Here is a 21,613-nt window from a genome sequence, read left to right as displayed (position 1 = left end):
GGGGAGGCAACATGTTGCGCCCACTTTTGTTGACACTGAGCCTATTGCTTTGCGCGTGTATGGAGGGGCAAAACCCCGATGGCGCCAGCAGCCCGGTGCGAACTGGCCCTGCACAAGCTGACCTCGCTTGGGTTCCTGTGTGGGGCACAGCGGTTCAGGCAGCCTATCCCATTGGTTTTCCGGTTGATCCAAAACAGCAGGACACCGGGGGAACCTTGAGCCCTTATTTCTTGCCGACTGTGGCCGGTGTGTCGCTGAGTTATCCGCTTTTGGCTGTGTTTCCGGGCAACCGGGCCACCAATCAAACCTTGCGTCAAATTGTTCGCCCCACCGTGGCTGCCAACACCATGCGCTTGGTGTTGTCCAACAAGTTTGGCGACAAGCCACTTCAGCTTCAGGATGTATTCGTTGGCCTAAAAGGAGAGGGGCCATCCGTCGTTGCAGGCAGCAACGTACGCATCACATTCAATGGCGCCACACAGTTTGTTATCCCGGCTGGGGAGACATTAACCAGCGACACCTTCATCCTGCCCGTACTGCCATCACAAGCGCTTGCAATCTCTCTGTTTATCCCGAAAACATCCGGGTTGTTGTCTTGGCACGCCTCATCACTGATGACGTCGTACGCAACTGACCCCAATCAGGGTAATCATGCGGAATCCACGGACGGTAAATTGTTCACCAATCCAATGGGTAGCTGGTTTCTGATTGACCGCCTTGAGGCCCAGGTGACTGATGGTGTGGAATCAACCGTCGCAGTGCTCGGTGATTCGATCACCGACGGTGTGTACGCCAGTTTTGATGCAAACAACCGCTGGACAGACGTGTTGTCCAACAGGCTTGTTCAGGCTTACGGCAACAGGATTTCCGTGACGAATGCCGGTATTGGCGGCAATATGCTGCTGCTCGATTCTCCACAATCCAAATCAGGGCGTACAAGGCTTCAAGAGGACTTGTTGACCATGCCCAATGTGAAGTGGGTCATTGTTTCATTGGGTATCAACGATGTGAATTTTGCGCGAACTGCCCCGGAAATTATCAAGGGGCTCGAAGACCTGGCCACCAAAATTCGCCAGGCTGGAAAGGTGCCGATTGCATCCACCCTGGGGCCTACCTATGTGCTGGTTGCCACCAACACCCGCCTGAAAGTAAATGAGTGGATCAGGACAAGCGGTGTGTACAGCCATGTTCTGGATTTTGATGCCGTGCTGCGGGATGATACAAACCCGCTGTTTTACAAACAAGCCTTTGCCAGTGGGGACAACCTGCACCCCAACAAAGATGGTTTCAAAGCCATGGGTGAGTCGATTGACTTGAGGGTTTTTGAGTAACCCCCCGATGTGGCCACCAACGATGCGGTGGGGCCAACACCTGGTAGGTTTACCGTTAACCCACCTTCGTCAAGCGAAGGTGTCGCCCATCAAGGTTGAGAACCACTTGTTCATGTCTTTGTAGTTCTCCGCGCTGGCTCCGCTGGATGCGCGGGGCTGCGTCACGCCGTTGTTGGTGGCCGGCACCATCACACCGTTGGAGTACTGGTACACCGCTGACAACCAAGAGGCTTTGGTGCTGGTCAAGGGTGTGAAGCAGGCTGAGTTCAGCACAGGGGATGCATCCGCCATCGCATAGGCGTTGCCCAGCAGGAGGTTGACCACGGCGTTGGCGCAGGTCTTCCCTTCCTGGTTGCCGATGTGGCCTGCCTTGGGCATGCCGCTGGCGCTGGCGTCGCCAATCACGTGGATCTTCGGTTTCAGTTTCGATTCATAACTCAACAAGTCCACCGGCGCGAAGTTGCCATTCAACAGGCCTGCGTTGCGCAGCAAGGCGGGGGCGCGTTGGGGGGCAATCGGGTTGAACACGTTGGCGGTGAGGGTGGTGCTTGCGCCGTCTTTCAGGTAGCGCACGCGGTGGGCACCCGGCACCACTTGAACCTGGTCGATCGTCACACCGGGCCTGTAGTCCACGGTGTAGCCGTAAGCGCCTGTGAACGCCGCCTGAAAGTTGGCCGCTTGCGCTTGAATGGTGGCATTGGCGTCCAGCAGGGTCAGGCGCGAGTTGGGTTTGTTCGTCTTCAACCAGTCGGCAATCACACAGGCCCGCTCATAAGGGCCGGGTGGGCAGCGGTAGGGGGCCAGAGGAATGGAAATCACCACCGATTGCCCGTCAGCCATGTTCATCAGTTGCTGGCGCAGCAGGGTGGTTTGTGGGCCTGCTTTCCACGCGTGGGGCACCACGGTGTCGTATTGGTCCAGGCTTTGCATGCCCGGCATCAGGTCAAATTCAACCCCAGGGGCCAGCACTAGCCGGTCATACCGCAGGCTTTGGGCACCTGCGCTGTTGAGCACGCGCACGGTTTGGTTCACCGAGTCAATCTCGGTGACGTTGCCTTGCACGCGGTTGATGCCGTACTTGCTCACCAAGGTGTTGTAAGAATAATTCAAGGTGCCCATATTGGCGCGTTTGCCGGTCAACACCTCGTTGCTCATGATGTTGGAGGTGTAGCTGGCGTCGCGTTCAACCAAGGTCACGTCAATCAAGCCTTTGCTCCACAGCCGAATGTATTTGGCGGCTGAGGCACCGGCCATGCCACCCCCAACCACAATCACTTGGGGGTTGGCGGTGCGGCCAATCAGTGGGTACAGCCCTGCGCTCAAAGCCAGGCCAGCGCCTGCGCCCAGTTGCAAAAATTCACGGCGTTTCATGGCGGGCTCCTTATTTCAAGCTGGCGAAGTATTTGGCGATCAGGCGCATTTGTGCGTCTGTGAACCCCGTGGCGTGGGCCGCCATGATGCTGTTGGGGTGCTCCTTGCCCGAGGCAAATTCTTTCAGCTCGGAGTAGATTTCCGCTTCGCTTTCGCCCCGCAGTTTTTCAAAGCCGCCACTGCCGTCGGTGCCGTGGCACTGAAAGCAGTTGCTGGCCAGCAAGCGGCCATTCACGCCCCCGGTGGCCGGCAAGGCAGGCGCAGTGTTGCTTGTGGGCGTGCTGCTCTTGGTGGTGCCGGGTTGGGTGGTTTGCTTTTTCTGGTCATCGGCCTGTGCAGGCCCTTGGGCCATCAGCAGGCCCAGCAGAGCGGCGGCCATGGCTTGGCGGCCACGGGTCAGCGGGGTGAGGAACATGGTGTTACTCCAAGAATTCATGTATGAGCAAACACCAATATTCCATTGAAATATTAAGGCATCCTTAGCAAATGCCTATGCCCCTATTCTTGGGGGCGCTTATTGGTACCGCGCCAGTTCCTCCGGGTCGTGCGCACAAAACAGCTCCACTTCTGCCCCGTGTTTTTCAGCCAGCGCCTTCAAACGGGCCTGGCTGTCTATCCGCGCTTGCGGCCAGGTTTGTACCAGTTTCTCGAAAATCCGCAAACCGGCGGGCATGGGGTCGGGGTGGCCCACTTCGGCCCGGTGGAAGTAGGCGTCGCCACAGTGCAGCAGCCACTTGCTGCCGTTGCGCACGGCCACACCGCAATGGCCTTTGGTGTGGCCCACCAGCGGCACCATCAGCAGGTCGTCGGCCAGTTCGGCAATGGGGGCAATGGCCTTGAACCCAAACCAGTCCACCGTGGGGTTGCGGTGTTCAGCCCAACGCGGGCCGTGGGCAAACTGCAGGGCCCGAAAACGCACTTTGTCCCGTGCGGTGGGGCGGGTAATTTGGGCCAGTTCAGCGTCCAGCACATGCACGGTGGCGTGGGGGTAGTCGCTCAGGCCGCCGGCGTGGTCCAGGTCCAGGTGGGTGGGTACTATGTGGGTCACGTCCTTGGCGCTAAAGCCCATGGCCTCAAGCTGGGCCAGTGCGGTTTCTTCGCGTTTCAGGGTGGGTTGGGTCAGCGCCAGAAACGCGCTGCCCAAGCGGGCTTTGGGTTTCTCCACGTCGGCCACGCCAAAGCCAGTGTCCACCAGCACCACGCCCACCTTGGTTTCCAGCGCCAGGCAGTGGCACACCAGCCGCCCTTTCTCGGTCCAGCCGCCTTTGCCGTTGATCAGCCGTGCGCAGTAGGGGCAAAGGGTGCCGCAGTTCAGGTGGTGAATTTTCATGGAGCGTCCGAAGGGTGTTGGGTAACCTTGATGATACTGCCGGGTAACCAAGACTGGATTGAACCGGGGCATTGTCCGATGCACAACCAGGCGCTGGGCTACAATCAATCCACAGGAGACACAGCCCGCCCACTGGCGCGCTGGTTCAGATTCACTTCAACAAGAACGACTACCATGACTTACCAATATTTGCTGCTGGACGTGGCCGACCGCGTGGCCACCGTCACCATCAACCGCCCCGACAAGGGCAATGCGCTGGCCCCCGACGTTTTGCTGGAAGTGGAGCGCATGTTCAACGAGCTGGGCGCGCGGCCCGATGTGAACGTGGTGGTGTTCACCGGCGGCGAGCGATACTTCTCCGCAGGCTTTGACCTGAACGAAATTCGCAAGCTGGAGAAAGTCAGCAACGAGGCCTACACCGCCTTGTTCCACCGCGCTTACCGCGCCATTCTGTTCTGCGAGCAGCCCGTGATTTGCGCGGTGGGTGGCGCCGCCATTGCCGGTGGTTTCGACCTGACCATGATGTGCGACATCCGCTACGCGTCCACCCGCGCCAAGTTCGGCCAGCGTGAAATTGTGTTGTCGTTGACGCCCATCATGGACCCGCTGTGGCGCATCATCGGCATGGGCCGCGCCAAGGAAGTGGCGCTGACCGGCCGCATTTACGACGCGCAGGAAGCCGAGCGCATGGGCTATGTCAGCAAGGTATTCCCCGAGGGCGAGTTGCTGAGTTCTGTGGCTCAGATTGCCAAGGACATGGCCCAGTTCGACCGCGCCTGTTTGGCTGAAACCAAGCGCCTGTCGAATGTGGTGTTGTCTCAGGACTTGGACATGTCCATGCGCACGCAGGAATGGCTGTTCCGCACCTACATTGGGTCGGAAGACAACCACAAGCGCATTGACGCGCTGCAGGCTCAACTGGCTGAAATGCGCAAGAACAAGGCCTGACCGGCGGGCTTAGGGCTGCTCGTTGATGTCCAGCGTAGCAGCCTGTGTGTCGGGGCTTGAGTCTGTTCAGTGTGTCCAATGAACCGGCTGTCGTGGTCAATGGCATGGGCGTGAATGCGGACATGGTCAATGTGCGGGCCGGTGGGTTGGCAACCCGTGACGGCGGTGTGATTCGTGCCCGCTTGCCCTACAACGATGCCTTGGTTGGGGCTGCTGCGTCCTATCCTGCATTCACTTTGGCCATACCGGTTTTGGCCTCAGGCAATGGGGTGTCTCCACGGCAGGTCAGCCCGTTCGGTGCTGGTGCCAGCAGCCAGTTTGACGGCAGCGGTGCGATTGCCGTGGAAATTGGCACTGTGGGCCAGCCTGGACTAGGCGGCTTTACCACGGTGTTGCCGTTTGAAGGCGCATCCTTGGTGCCCGGGCAGGTGGTCTTCCTCAGTGGCCCGGAAAACTCCGCATCGTATGCGTTTTACTACGATGGGGCCGGCAGCTTGACCCGTGTGCCTGTCAGTTACAACGGGTCGGTGGCCCTGTCACCTCAAGAAGCCTCCGCATTGAGCAATGCTCAAGGGTCAGCGGCTTTGGCCCGACAGGAGCAGACCCGTTCGGTGGTGCGCACCGAGAACGTGGAGAACAAGGTGATTCAGGGCGTTGTGGCTGAAGTAGGGCCGGGCCGCCCAGCCACGGAAGGCACCGGTGAACTTAGCCGCCCGCAATCCTGTGAGGGAGGCGAGCAAGGCCTGACGTGCAGCAACTGACATTGGTCGGCGCCCTGTGCGCAGCAAACCCGGAGGCTCAGCTGAAGAATTTTCGGAATTCTTTGCGGGCCTCTTCTTTTTTCTTCAGCGCTGCTTCGCGGATGGATTTGTCTTTGTCGGAGGCCCAGATGACTTCCGGAAATGCCAAGGTGCGCACCAAGCCAATCAGCATCCACAGGTAGCTCGCTGAAAACAGCATCGCGCACACCATCGACACCACCTCGAAACTGTGGTCGACGAATTTGATGCCCCACCAACTGACCACGTCGATCAACGCAGCCGTCAAGCCGATCGGAAAGATCCACTGGTAAAGCCGGATGTGGTTGAACTGCATGGAAAACGGGATGCCCACAATGAAGAAGGCGGTGGTGAAGCCGAACAGGTGGGCGTGGGTCATCACAATCAGCTTGCCCACCGACATGCTCGCGATGTAGTCGGCTGAGCTGTCGAAGAACTGCAACTGGTAGTAAATCTGACTGGCGCCAAACACAAATGCGAAGCCGAACAACACCACGGCGATGGCCATGCCGCGTTTTGCAGCGGGCGGGAAATTGCGCAGGTTGATGTCCACCGTGTGCCGCTCAAAGGGGATGAGCCATTTGGTCAGCAGCAGCAGCAAAACGCCCAGCGACACCAAGCCCGCAGGGCCACCGATCCGAATCCACGCAGGGTTGGGTTCAGGCACCTTGACCACTTCAGCGCTGTCCACCGGTTTGTCGCTGAAGAAATCGAATGGGTCTTGTGGGGCTGTGGGCTGTGTGGTGGCCGCTGTAGGCTCAGCTGGGGCGGTCACGCCCGGCGGGCTGTGCAAGGTCAGCACCAGCGTGGCCATCAAGGCGAAAAGGCAGCGCAACAGGGTATTCGTCAACATGGCTTAACTGGATTTGAGGCGGACATACACCAGTGTGCCAGCCTTCTTGACGGCTTGGGCCACTGCAGCCTTCAGGTCGTTGCCTTGGGCGGCGGGCAGTTTGTCCAGCGCCATGCCTTTGAAGGGGGTGTACAGCGCAGGGTTTGCCGCTTCTTTGACTTGGCGGGTGTTCAGGGGTTCGATGGCCGTGATGTTGAGCTGGCGGTCGGTGGTCATCAACAGGTAAAAGGCTTTGCCCTGGTATTCGCCCGGGAAGATCAGGCCCACGCCAGCGGGTTTGCGGTCCTGAAGGGCCACGTACAGGGTGTTGTCATCTTTGTTGCTCAATGTAGCCCCCAAGCCTTTCGCGCGCTCAAGGTCCTGCGGGGTCAGAAACGCATCGCGCGGCAGGTATTCCTTGATGCCGGGGAAGCGCTGTTGCACCTCTTTGGGAATCAGGCTGGACACATCCAGCCAGTCGCCCTTTTTGTCGGGTGTGGATTCTTTGCGGCCAGGGTTGGCTTTGGCCATGGCCTCCACCGCATTCTTGAACCCGTCACCGTCAGCGTCTTTCTCTGCAATTTTGGCAAATGCGGCGGCTGTCTCGCCCGCGTCTTTGAACTGTTCACCAAATGCGTTCAGGACCGAGCCCCCACCGTCCCGATGGCAGGCTGTGCAAGCGGGTGTGTAGCCATACTGTTGTTTGTACAGGTTGGCAAACAGGGGTTGGGCCATGCTGCTTTGGGCGAATGCCAAGCCAGTGGCCAACAGCAGGGGGCGAAGGGTGTGCGTCAGGCGCATGAATGCGGTTCTCCGAAGGTGGGGTCAGAAGCCAAACAGGCCGGGCACCACAGCGCGCATGGTGTCGCGCAGTTTGGGGTCTTTTTTCTCGGCGTCTTTCATCAGGGCATATTGCCGGGAATCCCGGGGGGGCATCAAGATCGAGGCTTTGTCGGTGCCGTCGTATCGTTCCCAATCCAGTGCGTCTCGTATCTCGACTTTGTCGCGCATTTGTGCCAACACGGCGTCCTCGGAATCGGCGCCCATGAAGTTCAGGCGCTTGGCTGGGTTGCCTCGGTGGCAGGAGAAGCAGTAATCTTCATAGGGTTTTAAGGCCGAGTTGGCCGACAGGGCCAAAGGTGGCACACCGCTGACAACAGGCGGCGACATGTCAGACACCTCGGTGTAGGCAAACGCCAGGGGCCGTGGACCTTGCCGCGCCACCAGGGGTAATTCGCGGCTGCTCAGCAGGGAACGCACCATGGTTGAACGCACGAAGGGCTTGGCACCGAACAATTCTGCGGGCAGCTTGTCCACGGCTTGGTCCAGCTTGGCGATTTGCCAGTCGGCGGCATGCATCAGGGTTTGTATGTCGCTCTCGGTCAGCAGGCTGGCCAAGCCATAGGCGGCGTCCACGTGTTGGGCATTCAGCACACGTTTGGGCGGCCTGCGGGTGAGGGGATCCAGTTCCAGAGGCAGCTTGGGCAGTTTGTCAAAGGCCTCCAGTTCTTCGTTGTTGCGTGCACCGTCACCCAACTTGATGCGCGCACCGGTGAACTGCTTGAACCACGCCTTGATCCCCTGTTGCTCCAGCACGGGGTTGCGGTTGCTCAGGTCGCTTTCGGCCACGGCAATGGTCCGTGTGCCCAGGCTCATGGTTTGAGCCTGTCGCAACCGCTCTACCAAAGGGCCTTCTTCACGGAACTCGCCCGGTTGCGCTTTGTAGCGCAGTGCCAGTTTCAGTTGGGTTTTTCGGCAGTCAACGGCAGTGGCGCCAAGTTGGGCAGGGTCACCACAGCCATCGATCCACAGTGTCTGAGTGGCGGCAAAGAAGTTGCCGATGTCGGTCAATTCGTCGAACCGTTCCGGTGCCGAGAGTGGGGCTGAGGTGGGGATGCCCAAGTAGCTGTGTGGGTCAACCCCGGCGGCTGTGCGTGCACGCAGAATGGCTTCGGTGGTGCCCGAGGCGCCGTTGGTCTCCTCCCAAGGGCGCTGGGAAAAAATAGGGGCTGCACCTTGATGGCAGGTGACGCAAATTTGCCGCCTTGCGTACACCAGTTTGCGTGCGCCCGTGGCTGAGTAGTCCTGCACCAGTTGAAATTCGAAGCGCCCGGCTGCTTCGTTGTAACTGAGCACTTCAATTTCATTGGCGTTTTCAACAAAGCCCAGAAAGAGCTGGCCCCGCATGTTCACACCCAGTGCGGCGGGAGTGTTGGGGGCTTGAAAGTCGGCGGCCAACAGCACACGGGGCCGGGTGTCGTCGCTTTGGCCTTTCAGCAGGGAACGCCCGTGCGGCAGCATGACCAGCACCGGGGCTTGGCCATCGGGGCTGAGCTTTTGAACCGTTTCAACCAGTTTTTCAAATGGATAAGGCACACCACCGGCCTGGGCGGCCAGGTGGTCAAACAGGGAGCGTGTGCCTTCGGGTGGCAGGTCGTCATCGCTGAGCACTTGCGTACTCAGCAACTTCTCGGCCCCACCTAGGGCTGTGTTCTTGGCCAGTGCCGCCACGCTGGCCTGGCTCAAGGGTTTGTCGTCGCGGCTCAGGTACATCGCCCCTCCTGCGGCCACGGCCAGCAGCAGCGCAGCAGCCAGGCCCCGTTTGGCCATCACACCCATCGTCACACCCTCAAGCCGCTTACATCAGTTTCAGGAATTCGCGCAGTGCATGCTTGTCTTCTTTGGACAGGCTGACACCGAACTGATGTCCCTTGTTTTCCACCAAGTCGTCGCATTTCTGCGTGACGGGGCGGTGGGGGTCGCTGCTGGTGAATTTGCCAATCTCGGTGCCCTTTTTAACGGGCAACTTGATCAGGCCACCTTGGTCTTCCTGCAGGGCCAGTTTGATGTCGGTGTCGGTTTTGGACACTTTCTGAGGGCGAGAGGGTTTGACCTTGGGGTCGTCGCTCATCATCAATTCCTCGTAGGCCATCTCGAAGGCCTTGATGCGGCCCGCCACGGTGGCGTCCGGTGTACCGTCTTTCAGCACAGGCATTTCACCAATCGCGTTGTTGTGCAGGAACGGGGCAGTGGCCCACACCGACAACAAGCTGATGTTGCGCAGGTAGCCTGGTCCGCCTTTGACTTCACGTTCGCCCACTTTGGTGCCGCCCAAGCCGGGCACCATCTGGTTCAGCGTCACAGCCACCTTGCCGGGGCTTTTGCGCTGCTTGTAGGTTTCTGACGAAAACTCTTCCCAGATGTGGCCTTCATTGTGGTTGTCGTGCAGGGCGCGGCACATGTTGGTGCCAATTTCGTGGAAGGGCGTGGGTTCGTCATTGCCCAGCCAGTCTTGGCCAAACACGCCGTCCTTGGCGAACTGTTTGGGGCGCAGGGTGCCTTTTGCATCCTTGGTCATGTACTGGGCCAGGAATTTGGCGGAGTTGCGCTCTTCGTCCGTGAACTCGTATTTCCAGAACTGCTCGGACCCAAACACATGGCCTTCGTAGAAGCGTTCCAGTGCAGCCTTGTCGCGGCGAATGTTTTCGGGGGCCACTTTGGACGAGTGGCAGCTTGCACATTCGCGGGCAAACACCTTGCGGCCTTGGGGCACTTTGCTGAAGTCCACAAACTTGGTGCCGGGGGTGCCATCGGTTTCCTTGGCATTGCCCAGGTAAGTGGGCCCGCCTGTAATGAGGAACGCGGCCAGGTCATGCATTTTGGCGTCGGCGTAGTTCCAGGGCTCGCACTCGGCCGCACACTGTTTGATGGAGAACGGGCTCTGTTTGGATTTCGCGCCCAGCAGCTTGCCCGGTGTCGGGAAGTTGGGTGTCCAGCATTCTTCCGTGCACATGCCGATGTTCACGTACACACGGATCAAGGCCAAACGGTCGCCAACGGAATCCTCGCCGCCTTTGAGCACGTTCTGGGTCAGGCCTTTTTTGATTTCACCCGTCACCGGATTCTTCATCACGTGTTCAAACACCCGGCGGTTTTGAAAGTCCATGATGTTGTTCTGGGTGCCGGGGTTGTTCTGGAAGTCGTTGGCCACCAATGAGGTGTCGATGGTGCCGGGGCGACCCGCTTTCAACACTTGGCGCACCACGGCGTCGTGGTCTGTGCCCTGGAAGAACATCAGAGGCTGAACGATGTGCTGATTGCCGATGGTGGCCGACAGGTTTTCCCAGCGCGGCTGGTTGGGGTCTTTGGGTGGGTTGGTGGGGTCAAAGCCCACGTGGCATTGCACGCAGGGGTGGCCCACCACGTAGCGCATGTTCTTTTCCAGTTCGCCCTTGGTGTAGGGGCTGGTTTTGGGGTCGAACACCACCTTGCCGGTTTTCTCGTCTTTGGTGGGGTCGGCGTAGTACTTGCGGTAACCAAGCACACCGCTGCTGTGTGGGTCGGGGCATTTGTCCCACCAGTTGGTGGAGGCATCGCCCTCGGTGCAGTCGGGGTCGTTGATCAGGCCGTACTTGGAGAAGCGGTTTTTACGTTCGCGGGTGTCCAGCCAGGGGTACCAGATTTTGTCCTGGCCACCGGCCGCGCGCGCAAAGTGCAGGTACGGCTCGTCCTGGTTGCCGAAGGTGCCTTTGAACCACACGTCGCGTCCGCGGCGCACCTGTTCTCGCAGTTGTTTGGCCTTGGCAGGGTCTTTGGCTTCCACATCCTTGAACAGGGTGTTGGCGTAACGGCAACCTTCAGCGTCGTAACCCGTGGGCTGGGGTTGGTCGCATGGGGGTGGGGGAAGCTGGGGAATGGGTTCGTACTTCCAGGTGATCGGGCCTTGGAACGGATGTGTTTTCGGGCTGGTGCCGGGGTTCCACACTTTCTTGGCGGCCAATGTGGCGTAGAAATTTTTCTCGTACCAGTCTTTGTTGGCATTCAACTGGGGTGTGCCGTCGTAAATCCCCAAGGGCAGGATGTTGCGCTTGGCCAAATCGTCCAGGGACACAGAACGCAAGGTGTGTTGGTAGGGCGTGTTGGGCACTGGATATTTGCCCGCTGCAGGCCAGTATTCCTGGCTGACATCCACTGTGCCGGTTTTCTTTTCGATTTTGGCTGGGTTGGCGGTAGTTTGGGCGTGGGCCAGGGCACTGCTCAGTGCCAAGGCGATGATCAAAGGTACTGCAGGCAGGACATGGCGCATGTCAACGCTCTCCCGAGGGGCTGTTATAGGTGTAGTGGTTACCCCGTTTGAGGGGTTCGGGCCAGTGTACGGGCTGCCCGGCACGCCTGCAAGCTCGTAAAAAGCGTACAACTCGCAGTATTCCGACGACATCTGTAGCCAAATTGATGGCTGGGCTGCGTTGCATCTGGCAAGCGCAAAAGTCACTTGGGCGTTTTGTTCAATGAAATCATTTCATTGAAGTTACTGAAAAGTAACGATCGCTAACCGTATCAGTCTGCAATGTAAGAAATATTGAGCGAAATCAGTGTGTTAACACTCGTTTAGATTAGATGGTTTACTCCATTGCGCTGTGGTCATTTTCCTTGGCCGCAGGCCGGAGGCGCGCCCTTGCGCAGGAGCAACTTCGGCGTGGATACTGCGTTGGGCTGGCGTCTGTACAATGGGAATCCCATCGGTACGGAGTTCAATATGTTTCAGGAAACGCACAATACACACGCGGAGGACAGCAACCGCTTGGTGGTGTTGGTGGCTTACGTGCTGGGGGCGATTGGCTTGTTCACCGCCTTTGTACCCATCCTGATTGCCCTCATTCTCTGCTATATCAAGCGGCCCGAGGCAGCCGGCACCATTTACGAAAGCCACTTCCAGTGGTTGATTCGTACCTTCTGGTTTGGGCTGCTGTGGTTTGTGGTGGCTTTGGTGTTGATGTTGATTGGTGTGGGTTTTCTGCTGTATTGGGTGCTGTGCGCCTGGCTGGTGTATCGGTTTGTCAAAGGGTTGTTGAGGTTCAGTGAGCGCAAGGCAGTGGTTTAAATGAGGTTGGGCCGCACATGTGCACAGGTTTGTGCGGTGGGCTTGCTGGTGGCTGTATCGGCGTGCAGCACGGTGCCTTCCAGCATCAGCCGCTTGCCCCCATCCGATTTGCCCAAAGGGGCCCGAATACAAACCCTTGAAGGCCCTTTGGCTGAAGTGCAGCAAAGCCTGCTGGCCCAACTTCGCGACTGGCAAGGCACGCCCTACCGCTTGGGTGGCACTTCCCGTCAAGGCATTGATTGTTCCGCGTTTGTTCAAACCACCTTGTCGGGCCTGTTCAAGGTGAGCCTGCCCCGGTCAACCGACCAGCAATCGCGTGTGGGGTTTGAGGTTGAGCCCCAGTACGTGCTGCCCGGCGACCTGGTGTTTTTCCGCACAGGGCGGCAAAGCAGCCATGTGGGCGTTTATGTGGGTTCCCGGTGGTTCTTGCACGCGTCCACCAGCGAAGGGGTGACGCTGAACAGCCTGGACGAACCGTATTGGCGACGAACCTTTACCTCGGTCCGCCGGGTGATGTTCTAGGCCAAGGGTCAAAAAAAGGCCCTGTCGGTCCGGCAAAACCAACAGGGCCAAGAGCAACAGACCCGGACTGAGCGGCCGGGTTTGCTGTACGGAGGGTCAGCGCGACAGCGCAGCGATACGGTCTTCCAAGGCGGGGTGGCTGGAGAACAGCGACATCACACCGCCTTTGCCTGCAATACCCGATGCGGCCACCTGTGAAGGCAATTCGCCGGATTGCAGGTTGCCCAAACGACGCAGGGCGTTGATCATGGGTTGACGGTTGCCCATCAGTTCGGCGGCACCCGCGTCAGCCCGGTATTCCCGTTGGCGCGAGAAGTACATCACGATGATGGACGCCAAAATGCCCAAGGTAATTTCCATCACCATCACGGTTACAAAGTAACCAATGCCTGTGCCGCTGGATTCCTCGTCGTTCTTGCGCAGGGCTTGGTCGACAAAGAAACCCACCACCCGGGCGATGAACACCACAAAGGTGTTCACTACACCCTGAATCAGCGTCAGCGTGACCATGTCGCCATTGGCGACGTGCGCCACTTCGTGGGCCATCACGGCTTCAGCCTCTTCCCGTGTCATGCTCTGCAACAGCCCTGTGCTGACCGCCACCAAGCTGTTGGATTTGCTGGGGCCGGTGGCAAAAGCGTTGGGGGCCCCTTCAAAAATGGCCACTTCGGGCATGGGAATGTTGGCGCGGTTGGCCAGGCGTTCCACGGTGCTCATCAACCAGCGCTCGGTCTCATTGCGGGGTTGGTCGATGACCTGTGCCCCAGTGCTCCATTTGGCAATGGTTTTGCTCATCAACAGGCTGATGAACGCACCACCGAAGCCCAGCACCAGCGAGAAGCCGAGCAGGGTGAGCAGGTTGAGTTGACCGCCAGCCATGAACTTGTTCAGGCCCAGCAGGTGAACGGTGATGCCCAGCACCACCATGATGGCCAGGTTGGTGGCCAGGAACAAAAATATGCGTTTCATGATGTGTCCTTTCACAAAGAAACCACGACGAGGTGCAGTCTACGGTCTTTTTTTCACAGAATAAATGGAATAAAAAATGAATTTATGTTCGAATAACTCGAAAGGTTGAGGGCTTGAAAAGCCGCGAAGGTTCACCATGAAGCTCAATGAACTGAATTATCACCACCTGCGCTATTTCTGGATGGTGGCCAAAACCGGCAGCTTGACTGCGGCGGCAGACCAACTGGGCTTGCGGGCGCAAACCTTGTCCAGCCAGATTTCGCAGTTGGAGCAAAGCTTGGGGCGCTCACTGTTTCAGCCTGTGGGCCGGGGCCTGGGGCTGACCGAAGCCGGGCGTGTGGCCTTGCGTTACGCCGACCAGATTTTTCAGTTGGGCGAGCAATTGGCCGAAACCATGGACGATGAGCAGCTCGACCTGACCTTGCGCCTGTCGGTGGGCATTGCCGATGCCTTGCCCAAAACCGTGTCGTTCCACATGATTGAGCCCGTGTTTCAACTGGAGCGCCCGGTGCGACTGGTGTGCACCGAGGGGCGGTTTGAGGCCTTGTGTGCCGAGCTGGTTCAGCACCAACTGGATTTGGTGTTGGCCGAGCGGCCCGGCGGGCAAGGCACGGCGCACCTGCGGGTGGCCCGGCTGCTGTCTTACCCGGTCCGCCTGTTTGGCAGCCCCGCCTTGCGCGACCAGTATCAAGCCGGCTTTCCTGCAAGCCTGCAGGGCGCGCCATTTTTGATGCCCTCGCGCAACAACGTGCTGCGCTTAAAGCTTGAGCAATGGCTGGAACAGGAAAGCCTGTCGGTTCGTGTGGTGGGCGAGTTTGATGACCTGGCCTTGCTGGACACCTTTGGCCGCGCAGGCTTGGGCTTGTTTGCGGTACCCGCCCTGTTGACTGCCGACGTGGTGCGCGACGGGGTGGTGGAACACGTGGGCGATGCCACGGGCGTGATGGAAGACTATTACGCCTTCACCCACCCCAGAAACCTTGAGCACCCGGCCATGAAGAAGTTGTTTGGCCCTCAGCCCTGATACCACGCGCTGCGCAACACGCTGAAAACCCGAATCGTGCGATGCAGGGCAGTGGCGTACACTGCGCCTCTCTGTTGACCATTCATGTTCAAGGCTGACGGCATGCTGTTGCGCATTGTCTCGATTGTTTTCCCAATTTTTGCGATTGTTCTGGCGGGCTATTGGTACGGCCGAGTCAAAAAGCCGGACATGCGATTTGCCAACCAGTTGAACATGGACATTTTTGTGCCGGCGCTGGTGTTTTCGGCGCTGGCCAGCAAAAGTTTCGACTGGGAGTCGTACAAAGTACTGGCTGCGGGTGCGGCCATCGTGGTGTTGGGGTCTGGTTTGCTGGCCTGGCCCGTGGGCCGTTTGCTGGGGGTGAACTGGAAAACCTTCGTACCCCCCATGATGTTCAACAACAGCGGCAACATGGGGCTGCCATTGGCCATTCTGGCCTTCGGTCAGGACGCACTGCCCGCCGCGGTCATGATGTTTTTGGTCAGCAACACCCTGCACTATTCCCTGGGCACCTGGATGCTCAGCCCCAACGCCCGGCTGTGGAACCTGTGGCGCGAGCCGGTGATGCTGGCGTCGATTGCGGGCCTGGCGGTGAGTGTGTCCGGCATTGCCGTGTGGGAACCCCTGTACTTCGCGGTGCGCATGACGGGTGACGTGTCCATTCCGCTGTTGCTGTTCTCGCTGGGGGTCAGGCTGACTCAGGCTGATTTTTCCGATGTGAAACTGGGTGTGGTGGCCGGGCTGGTGTGCCCAGCCACCGGGCTGGTGTTTGCTGCGCTGTGCGTGTGGTTGCTGCCGCTGACGGCCGGGCATGCCGCCATGTTGATTGTGTTTGGCGCCTTGCCCCCGGCCGTGTTGAATTTCGTGTTTTCAGAACAATATGGGCAGGAGCCCCAGCGGGTGGCGTCCATTGTGATGGTGGGCAACCTCATGAGCCTTGCCGTGGTGCCACTCGCGCTGTACTGGGTGCTGTAAGCCTTAAGGCCTGTTTTTGCCCCACACCTGCTCAAGGCGGGCTTCCCGGCCGCAGGTGGACTTGTAGTACCGGTAGCGGAACGGGTTCTTGCGGTAGTAGTCCTGGTGGTATTCCTCGGCCATGTAAAAGGGGCTGGCCATCAGAATTTCCGTGTACACCTTGGGAAAGCGTTTGCTCTGCTCCAGGGCTTGTTTGCTGGCCTGCGCGGCTTTCAGTTGTTCGTCGCTCATGGCAAAAATGGCGGATCGGTACTGGGGCCCTGTGTCGCAGAACTGACGGTTTTCGGCGGTGGGGTCGATGTTGGCCCAGTAGTGGCGAAGCAGCGTGTCGTAGCTGGTTTGTGTGGGGTCGAAGGTGACGCGAATGGCCTCGATGTGACCAGTGGTGCCTTTGCTGACCGACTTGTAATCGGGGTTGCTGACCTGCCCGCCGGTGTAGCCTGAGTCCACACTGACCACACCCGGAATTTTTTCAAAAGCCTCTTCCATGCACCAAAAGCAGCCGCCTGCAAAAATGGCCTCTCGCGTGGCGGCGGTCTGTGCGGCACTGCCCATGCGGGTGCCTGTGGACTGGGCCAGTGCCCAAGGGGCGCTGGTGCCCAACAAGCCGACCAGGGCCAGCAGCCCAAGCCAGTTGCGTCGTTGTGAGTGGGGTCGGGGTGGGCTCATGCGTGGCTTGCTCCTGTTGTTGTCCGGGTGGGCGTGGAATGACGCCCCCACAGGTTTTTCTTTCACTCTGACCGGACTTTTGAAATAATGTTCACCCTTTGCAGAAAATCCCGGTAAATCAATGAGTTTATTGCCCCACCAACTGGAGTTGCTCTCCCCCGCCCGCGACGTAGAAATCGGCCGCCAGGCCATCCTGCACGGCGCTGATGCGGTGTATTTGGGTGGGCCAACCTTTGGGGCGCGCCACAACGCCAGCAATTCGGTGCAGGACATTGCACGATTGGTCAGCTTTGCCCACGGGTACCATGCGCGGATTTTCGTGACCCTGAACACCATTCTTCACGATGCGGAACTGGACGAAGCCCGTACCTTGATCTGGCAACTCTATGACGCTGGGGTGGATGCGCTGATCATTCAGGACATGGGTTTGCTGCAGATGGACCTGCCGCCCATTCAGTTGCACGCCAGCACCCAATGTGACATCCGCACCGTGGACAAGGCGAAATTTCTGGCCGACAGCGGCTTTTCCCAGATTGTGCTGGCCCGTGAGATGACCGCGCGTGACATTGCTCAGGTGCATCAAGCCATTGGTGATTCCGCCACACTGGAATACTTCATTCATGGCGCTTTGTGCGTGGCGTTCTCCGGGCAGTGCTACATCAGTCACGCCGAGACGGGCCGCAGTGCCAACCGGGGCGATTGTTCACAGGCCTGCCGCCTGCCCTACACCCTGAAGGATTCAACCGGCGCTGTGGTGGCCTTCGACAAGCATTTGCTGTCGATGAAAGACAACAACCAGAGTGGCAACCTGGAACACCTGATCGACGCGGGTGTGCGCTCCTTCAAAATCGAGGGGCGCTACAAGGACATGGCGTACGTCAAGAACATCACCGCCCACTACCGCATTTTGTTGGATGAAATCATGGAAGAGCGCGGCGAGTTCACCCGTGCTTCCAGCGGACAGACTCGGCATTACTTCCGCCCCGACCCGGACCGCAACTTCCACCGGGGGGCCACCGACTACTTCGCCAATGGCCGCCAAATCGACATTGGTGCTTTCGACTCCCCGAAATTCATCGGTTTGCCCATAGGCCATGTGGTGGCGGTGGGCGAGCGGCATGTGGATATTGAGTCCACCGAGGTGCTGAACAACGGCGACGGCCTGAACTTCATGCGCAAACGCGAGGTGGTGGGCCTGCATGTGAACCGGGCAGACGCACTGCCCAACCCCAAGGGTGATCAAGGGGCAACGGTGTATCGCATCAGCCCCAAGGACCCGGTGGCCACCTACACGGGCCTGAAGCCCGGCCTGCCCGTGCACCGCAACCGCGACCACGCCTGGGACATGGCCTTGGCCAAAGACAGTGCTGAGCGCCGTATCGGCCTCTGGTTGACCTTGGAAGACCACAAGAACGAGCAGGGGCTGGTGGATGGGCTGACTCTGAACCTGATGGATGAAGACGGGGTGAGCGCCTGTGTAACCCACCTGCAGGCGCTGGAAGTGGCCAGCCAGCCCGAGCGGGCACTGGACACGCTGCGCGGGCAACTGGGCAAATTGGGCAACACCTGTTTTAGCGCCTTGGGCCTGAACATGAACCTGTCTGAGGCCTGGTTTGTGCCCACTTCGGTCATCAATGCCCTGCGCCGGGATGCGATTGCCCAACTGGAGGCCGCACGCTTGCAGGCTTGGGTGCGCCCCGCCCGCAAAGCACCGGTTCAACCTTTGGTGCAATACCCGGAAAAATCGCTGAGCTTTCTGGCCAATGTGTACAACGACAAGGCCCGTGAGTTTTACCGTGCCCATGGGGTGGAGATGATTGCTGCGGCTTACGAGGCCCACGAAGAAGCCGGCGAAGTGCCCGTGATGATCACCAAGCATTGCCTGCGTTTTTCCTTCAACCTGTGCCCCAAGCAGGCGAAGGGGGTGAAGGGTGTGCAGGGGCAGGTCAAGGCCGAGCCCATGACGCTGATCAACGGGGACCAAAAATACACCCTGCAATTTGACTGCAAACCCTGTGAAATGCACGTCATGGGCAAGATCCGCAAAGACATTTTCAATAGCCCGCCTCCGTCAGTGGTGCCCATCACGTTTTACAAGCAGGACCCGCGCTAAGCCCTTGGATTTGCAGGCTGTTTACATTTCCTTCTTTTTTGTGTCATGTTTCTGTCACAAATCCGGGGTATTCTTGGCAACCTGCGACAGAATTCACCTTCAGAAACGGCCAACACCATGTCCAACACCACGTCAACCTTTCGACCGCCGAGCAAGCGTGGGGACACCATTTTTGGTGTTCTGACCACCGGTTCTGCCGCACTGACGCTGTTTTTGCTTGGCGGCATCATCGTGTCGCTGTTCATCGCGTCCTGGCCGACCATCCAGACGTTTGGCCTGAGCTTTTTGACCACTGCGGACTGGGACCCTCCCAACGACCGTTACGGCGCACTGGTACCCATTTACGGCACTTTGGTCACGTCCCTGATCGCCTTGATCATTGCAGTGCCCGTCAGTTTCGGTATTGCCTTGTTTCTGACCGAGCTGGCACCGCCCTGGTTGCGTCGCCCTTTGGGCACCGCCATTGAGTTGTTGGCGGCCGTGCCCTCCATTGTGTACGGCATGTGGGGCTTGCTGGTTTTCGCTCCCATTTTTGCCAAGTACATTCAGGCGCCCTTGGGGGCCACCTTGGGCAAGGTGCCCGTGATTGGCGCGCTGTTTGCCGGCCCGCCCATTGGCATCGGCTTGCTGTGTGCGGGTGTGATCCTCGCCATCATGATCATTCCCTACATTTCGGCGGTGATGCGCGATGTGTTTGAAGTGACCCCGGTGATGCTCAAGGAAGCCGGCTACGGCATGGGCTGCACCACTTGGGAAGTGATCTGGAAAATCATTCTGCCCCACACCAAGGTGGGCGTGATCGGCGGCATCATGCTGGGCTTGGGCCGTGCGCTGGGGGAGACCATGGCGGTCACCTTTGTGATTGGCAACACCAACTTCCTGAACGATGTGTCCCTGTTCTCGCCAGGCAACAGCATTACCTCGGCACTGGCCAATGAATTTGCGGAGGCCGCGCCTGGCCTGCACACGTCAGCACTGATGGAGCTGGGCTTGATACTGTTCCTGATCACCTTCCTGGTGTTGGTGGCGTCGAAAGTTCTGCTGGCCCGCCTGTCGGGTAACGGGCGGTGATGCTCATGTCTTCCACTGCGGATCAACTCATGAAAAAAACAGACCTGCAATCCTCGGCCCAAGTGAAGATGAGCAAGCGCGAGGCCGACAAGGCCCGCATGCAAAACAAACGCCGCTTGGTCAACCTGTTTGCCCTTGGGCTGTCCATGGTGGCGATGGCGTTTGGCCTGTTCTGGCTGATCTGGATTTTGTACACCACCGTCACCTTGGGTGTGGGTGGTTTGTCCCTGCAACTGTTCACGGCAATGACGCCGCCCCCTGGCGCCGCCGACGGCGGTTTGGCCAACGCCATTGTGGGCACTTTGCTGATGGTGGGTTTTGCCACGGTGATTGGTACGCCGCTGGGCATTTTGGCCGGTATTCACTTGGCTGAAAGCCGCAAGGACGACCCTTTGTCGTCTGTGGTGCGTTTCATCAACGACATTCTGTTGTCGGCCCCATCCATTGTGATTGGTTTGTTTGTGTACGCGATTTTGGTGTCCCGCATGGGGCATTTCTCCGCGTGGGCGGGTGTGGTGGCCTTGGCCCTGCTGCAGATTCCTATCGTGATCCGAACCACAGAAAACATGCTTAAGCTGGTGCCCGCTGCCTTGCGTGAAGCCGCGTATGCCTTGGGTACACCGAAGTGGAAAATGGTGTTGTCCATCACTGTGCGTTCGTCCTACGCCGGCATTTTGACGGGTGTGCTGCTGTCAGTGGCCCGCATTGCCGGTGAAACCGCGCCGTTGCTGTTCACGTCGTTGTCCAACCAGTTCTGGAGCACCGACATGAGCAAGCCCATGGCCAGCTTGCCGGTGACCATTTTCAACTTCGCCCTCAGCCCATTCGTGGAATGGCAGCAATTGGCCTGGGCCGGGGTGTTCCTGATTACGCTGGGTGTGTTGGGCCTGAATGTGATTGCCCGTTCCATCCTGAAGAACTCGAAATAATTTTCTAGGTTGACCCTCATGATCACCGACACGACCCTTGAGCGCATCAAGCTCGAAGTGAACAACCTGAACTTCTACTACGGCAATTTTCATGCGTTGAAAAACGTGAACATGAAGATTCCCGAAAAGAAGGTGACTGCATTCATCGGCCCATCGGGCTGTGGCAAGTCCACCCTGCTGCGCATCTTCAACAAGATGTACGCCCTGTACCCCGAGCAGCGTGCCGAAGGCGAAATTCTGCTGGATGGTGAGAACCTTTTGACCACCAAGAAAGACATCGCGCTGATTCGCTCCAAGATCGGCATGGTGTTTCAAAAGCCCACGCCCTTCCCCATGAGCATTTACGAGAACATTGCTTTTGGTGTGCGCCTGTTCGAGAAGCTCTCCAAAGGGGAAATGGACGAACGCGTGGAGTGGGCTTTGACCAAGGCTGCGTTGTGGAAAGAAGTGAAAGACAAACTGCACCAGAGCGGCAACGGCCTGTCGGGCGGGCAGCAACAGCGCTTGTGCATTGCGCGGGGTATTGCCATCAAGCCGGAAGTGCTGCTGTTGGACGAGCCTTGTTCTGCGCTGGACCCGATTTCCACGGCCAGCATTGAAGAGCTGATCACCGAGTTGAAAGAGGACTACACCGTGGTCATCGTGACTCACAACATGCAGCAGGCAGCCCGTGTGTCGGACTACACCGCCTACATGTACCTGGGTGAGCTGGTGGAGTTTGGCGTGACCGACCAGATTTTCCTGAAGCCCAAGAAGCAGGAAACGGAAAACTACATCACCGGCCGTTTTGGTTAAGCCCAAGGCGTTGTGATGTGTTCAGAAAGCCACGGGAATGCCGTGGCTTTTTTGTTTTGTACAGGTTATGTTTT

Annotated in this window: 20 protein-coding genes; 11 read left to right on the top strand and 9 right to left on the bottom strand. The window is 58.6% G+C overall.

Annotated features, from left to right (window positions below):
- The first annotated feature begins 11 nt into the window (after positions 1 to 11).
- Entirely contained in the window at positions 12 to 1,331 is a 1,320-nt protein-coding gene (locus tag ACK4FF_RS01035; RefSeq protein WP_409703632.1) for a GDSL-type esterase/lipase family protein, read from the top strand.
- Positions 1,332 to 1,400: 69 nt separating this feature from the next.
- Here ACK4FF_RS01035 and ACK4FF_RS01030 read toward each other — a convergent pair whose 3' ends face one another.
- The 3 genes from ACK4FF_RS01030 to ACK4FF_RS01020 all read right to left on the bottom strand — a co-directional run bounded on the left by ACK4FF_RS01030 (position 1,401) and on the right by ACK4FF_RS01020 (position 4,032).
- Positions 1,401 to 2,702, bottom strand: a complete 1,302-nt coding sequence (locus ACK4FF_RS01030) for an FAD-dependent oxidoreductase (protein WP_409703629.1) — start codon at positions 2,700 to 2,702, stop codon at positions 1,401 to 1,403.
- A gap of 10 nt (positions 2,703 to 2,712) precedes the next feature.
- Positions 2,713 to 3,117 carry a c-type cytochrome gene (locus tag ACK4FF_RS01025; protein WP_409703626.1) on the bottom strand — a complete coding sequence of 135 codons (405 nt, stop codon included), beginning with the start codon at positions 3,115 to 3,117 and terminating at the stop codon, positions 2,713 to 2,715.
- A gap of 99 nt (positions 3,118 to 3,216) precedes the next feature.
- Positions 3,217 to 4,032: an MBL fold metallo-hydrolase gene (locus ACK4FF_RS01020; protein ID WP_409703624.1), complete on the bottom strand. Its 816-nt coding sequence runs from the start codon at positions 4,030 to 4,032 to the stop codon at positions 3,217 to 3,219.
- 174 nt (positions 4,033 to 4,206) lie between these two features.
- Between ACK4FF_RS01020 and ACK4FF_RS01015 the strand changes: the two genes are divergently transcribed.
- Complete coding sequence (locus ACK4FF_RS01015) at positions 4,207 to 4,980, top strand: enoyl-CoA hydratase/isomerase family protein (RefSeq protein WP_409703621.1); 774 nt, start codon at positions 4,207 to 4,209, stop codon at positions 4,978 to 4,980.
- A gap of 56 nt (positions 4,981 to 5,036) precedes the next feature.
- Positions 5,037 to 5,741 (top strand): hypothetical protein, encoded by a 705-nt coding sequence (locus ACK4FF_RS01010; protein WP_409703620.1) that lies wholly within the window; start codon positions 5,037 to 5,039, stop codon positions 5,739 to 5,741.
- 37 nt (positions 5,742 to 5,778) lie between these two features.
- Here ACK4FF_RS01010 and ACK4FF_RS01005 read toward each other — a convergent pair whose 3' ends face one another.
- Genes ACK4FF_RS01005 through ACK4FF_RS00990 form a run of 4 tightly spaced genes read right to left on the bottom strand, consistent with a single transcriptional unit; the run spans position 5,779 to position 11,677 of the window.
- Complete coding sequence (locus ACK4FF_RS01005; protein WP_409703617.1) at positions 5,779 to 6,612, bottom strand: hypothetical protein; 834 nt, start codon at positions 6,610 to 6,612, stop codon at positions 5,779 to 5,781.
- A 3-nt stretch (positions 6,613 to 6,615) separates the two neighbouring features.
- Positions 6,616 to 7,392: a hypothetical protein gene (locus ACK4FF_RS01000; RefSeq protein WP_409703615.1), complete on the bottom strand. Its 777-nt coding sequence runs from the start codon at positions 7,390 to 7,392 to the stop codon at positions 6,616 to 6,618.
- Between the two features lie 24 nt (positions 7,393 to 7,416).
- Positions 7,417 to 9,201: a hypothetical protein gene (locus tag ACK4FF_RS00995; protein ID WP_409703612.1), complete on the bottom strand. Its 1,785-nt coding sequence runs from the start codon at positions 9,199 to 9,201 to the stop codon at positions 7,417 to 7,419.
- A gap of 28 nt (positions 9,202 to 9,229) precedes the next feature.
- A complete protein-coding gene (locus ACK4FF_RS00990; protein ID WP_409703611.1) occupies positions 9,230 to 11,677 on the bottom strand; it encodes a hypothetical protein in 2,448 nt (815 codons plus the stop codon).
- 450 nt (positions 11,678 to 12,127) lie between these two features.
- Here ACK4FF_RS00990 and ACK4FF_RS00985 point away from each other — a divergent pair, with 450 nt between their 5' ends.
- On the top strand, positions 12,128 to 12,472 hold the full coding sequence (locus ACK4FF_RS00985) for a DUF4870 family protein (protein ID WP_409703609.1): 345 nt from the start codon (positions 12,128 to 12,130) through the stop codon (positions 12,470 to 12,472).
- Positions 12,473 to 12,994, top strand: a complete 522-nt coding sequence (locus tag ACK4FF_RS00980; protein ID WP_409703606.1) for an NlpC/P60 family protein — start codon at positions 12,473 to 12,475, stop codon at positions 12,992 to 12,994.
- Positions 12,995 to 13,090: 96 nt separating this feature from the next.
- On the opposite strand, the gene htpX is transcribed toward ACK4FF_RS00980, so the two are convergent.
- On the bottom strand, positions 13,091 to 13,963 hold the full coding sequence (gene htpX, locus ACK4FF_RS00975) for a protease HtpX (RefSeq protein WP_409703603.1): 873 nt from the start codon (positions 13,961 to 13,963) through the stop codon (positions 13,091 to 13,093).
- A gap of 136 nt (positions 13,964 to 14,099) precedes the next feature.
- Here htpX and ACK4FF_RS00970 point away from each other — a divergent pair, with 136 nt between their 5' ends.
- Together ACK4FF_RS00970 and ACK4FF_RS00965 are read left to right on the top strand one after the other, a co-directional pair.
- A complete protein-coding gene (locus ACK4FF_RS00970; protein ID WP_409703600.1) occupies positions 14,100 to 14,987 on the top strand; it encodes a LysR family transcriptional regulator in 888 nt (295 codons plus the stop codon).
- 84 nt (positions 14,988 to 15,071) lie between these two features.
- The gene (locus tag ACK4FF_RS00965) at positions 15,072 to 15,962 is read left to right on the top strand and encodes an AEC family transporter (protein WP_409703597.1); all 891 of its coding nucleotides are present in this window, start codon (positions 15,072 to 15,074) and stop codon (positions 15,960 to 15,962) included.
- 3 nt (positions 15,963 to 15,965) lie between these two features.
- Here the strand turns inward: ACK4FF_RS00965 and msrA are convergent, their stop codons facing one another.
- A complete protein-coding gene (gene msrA, locus ACK4FF_RS00960) occupies positions 15,966 to 16,631 on the bottom strand; it encodes a peptide-methionine (S)-S-oxide reductase MsrA (RefSeq protein ID WP_409703594.1) in 666 nt (221 codons plus the stop codon).
- Positions 16,632 to 16,752: 121 nt separating this feature from the next.
- On the opposite strand from msrA, the gene ACK4FF_RS00955 reads away from it, so the two are divergent.
- The 4 genes from ACK4FF_RS00955 (at position 16,753) to pstB (ending at position 21,539) form a co-directional block, all read left to right on the top strand.
- Positions 16,753 to 18,744 (top strand): peptidase U32 family protein, encoded by a 1,992-nt coding sequence (locus ACK4FF_RS00955; protein WP_409703591.1) that lies wholly within the window; start codon positions 16,753 to 16,755, stop codon positions 18,742 to 18,744.
- A 117-nt stretch (positions 18,745 to 18,861) separates the two neighbouring features.
- Complete coding sequence (pstC, locus tag ACK4FF_RS00950) at positions 18,862 to 19,815, top strand: phosphate ABC transporter permease PstC (protein ID WP_409703588.1); 954 nt, start codon at positions 18,862 to 18,864, stop codon at positions 19,813 to 19,815.
- A 29-nt stretch (positions 19,816 to 19,844) separates the two neighbouring features.
- Complete coding sequence (gene pstA, locus ACK4FF_RS00945) at positions 19,845 to 20,744, top strand: phosphate ABC transporter permease PstA (protein ID WP_409704817.1); 900 nt, start codon at positions 19,845 to 19,847, stop codon at positions 20,742 to 20,744.
- Positions 20,745 to 20,762: 18 nt separating this feature from the next.
- Complete coding sequence (pstB, locus tag ACK4FF_RS00940; protein WP_409703585.1) at positions 20,763 to 21,539, top strand: phosphate ABC transporter ATP-binding protein PstB; 777 nt, start codon at positions 20,763 to 20,765, stop codon at positions 21,537 to 21,539.
- The last annotated feature ends 74 nt before the right edge of the window (positions 21,540 to 21,613 follow it).

This window comes from Limnobacter sp. (genome assembly GCF_046297615.1).
Lineage (GTDB): Bacteria > Pseudomonadota > Gammaproteobacteria > Burkholderiales > Burkholderiaceae_B > Limnobacter.
Note: the sequence above shows the minus strand (reverse complement) of the source record. Positions and strands in the feature narration are given on the sequence as shown.

Excerpts from the sequence above, each read along its gene's own strand:
- ACK4FF_RS01035 (WP_409703632.1), top strand. The coding sequence starts at position 12 with ATGTTGCGCCCACTTTTGTTGACACTGAGCCTATTGCTTTGCGCGTGT.
- ACK4FF_RS01030 (WP_409703629.1), bottom strand. The coding sequence starts at position 2,702 with ATGAAACGCCGTGAATTTTTGCAACTGGGCGCAGGCGCTGGCCTGGCT.
- ACK4FF_RS01025 (WP_409703626.1), bottom strand. The coding sequence starts at position 3,117 with ATGTTCCTCACCCCGCTGACCCGTGGCCGCCAAGCCATGGCCGCCGCT.
- ACK4FF_RS01020 (WP_409703624.1), bottom strand. The coding sequence starts at position 4,032 with ATGAAAATTCACCACCTGAACTGCGGCACCCTTTGCCCCTACTGCGCA.
- ACK4FF_RS01015 (WP_409703621.1), top strand. The coding sequence starts at position 4,207 with ATGACTTACCAATATTTGCTGCTGGACGTGGCCGACCGCGTGGCCACC.
- ACK4FF_RS01005 (WP_409703617.1), bottom strand. The coding sequence starts at position 6,612 with ATGTTGACGAATACCCTGTTGCGCTGCCTTTTCGCCTTGATGGCCACG.
- ACK4FF_RS01000 (WP_409703615.1), bottom strand. The coding sequence starts at position 7,392 with ATGCGCCTGACGCACACCCTTCGCCCCCTGCTGTTGGCCACTGGCTTG.
- ACK4FF_RS00995 (WP_409703612.1), bottom strand. The coding sequence starts at position 9,201 with ATGGCCAAACGGGGCCTGGCTGCTGCGCTGCTGCTGGCCGTGGCCGCA.
- ACK4FF_RS00990 (WP_409703611.1), bottom strand. The coding sequence starts at position 11,677 with ATGCGCCATGTCCTGCCTGCAGTACCTTTGATCATCGCCTTGGCACTG.
- ACK4FF_RS00985 (WP_409703609.1), top strand. The coding sequence starts at position 12,128 with ATGTTTCAGGAAACGCACAATACACACGCGGAGGACAGCAACCGCTTG.
- ACK4FF_RS00980 (WP_409703606.1), top strand. The coding sequence starts at position 12,473 with ATGAGGTTGGGCCGCACATGTGCACAGGTTTGTGCGGTGGGCTTGCTG.
- htpX (WP_409703603.1), bottom strand. The coding sequence starts at position 13,963 with ATGAAACGCATATTTTTGTTCCTGGCCACCAACCTGGCCATCATGGTG.
- ACK4FF_RS00970 (WP_409703600.1), top strand. The coding sequence starts at position 14,100 with ATGAAGCTCAATGAACTGAATTATCACCACCTGCGCTATTTCTGGATG.
- ACK4FF_RS00965 (WP_409703597.1), top strand. The coding sequence starts at position 15,072 with ATGTTCAAGGCTGACGGCATGCTGTTGCGCATTGTCTCGATTGTTTTC.
- msrA (WP_409703594.1), bottom strand. The coding sequence starts at position 16,631 with ATGAGCCCACCCCGACCCCACTCACAACGACGCAACTGGCTTGGGCTG.
- ACK4FF_RS00955 (WP_409703591.1), top strand. The coding sequence starts at position 16,753 with ATGAGTTTATTGCCCCACCAACTGGAGTTGCTCTCCCCCGCCCGCGAC.
- pstC (WP_409703588.1), top strand. The coding sequence starts at position 18,862 with ATGTCCAACACCACGTCAACCTTTCGACCGCCGAGCAAGCGTGGGGAC.
- pstA (WP_409704817.1), top strand. The coding sequence starts at position 19,845 with ATGAAAAAAACAGACCTGCAATCCTCGGCCCAAGTGAAGATGAGCAAG.
- pstB (WP_409703585.1), top strand. The coding sequence starts at position 20,763 with ATGATCACCGACACGACCCTTGAGCGCATCAAGCTCGAAGTGAACAAC.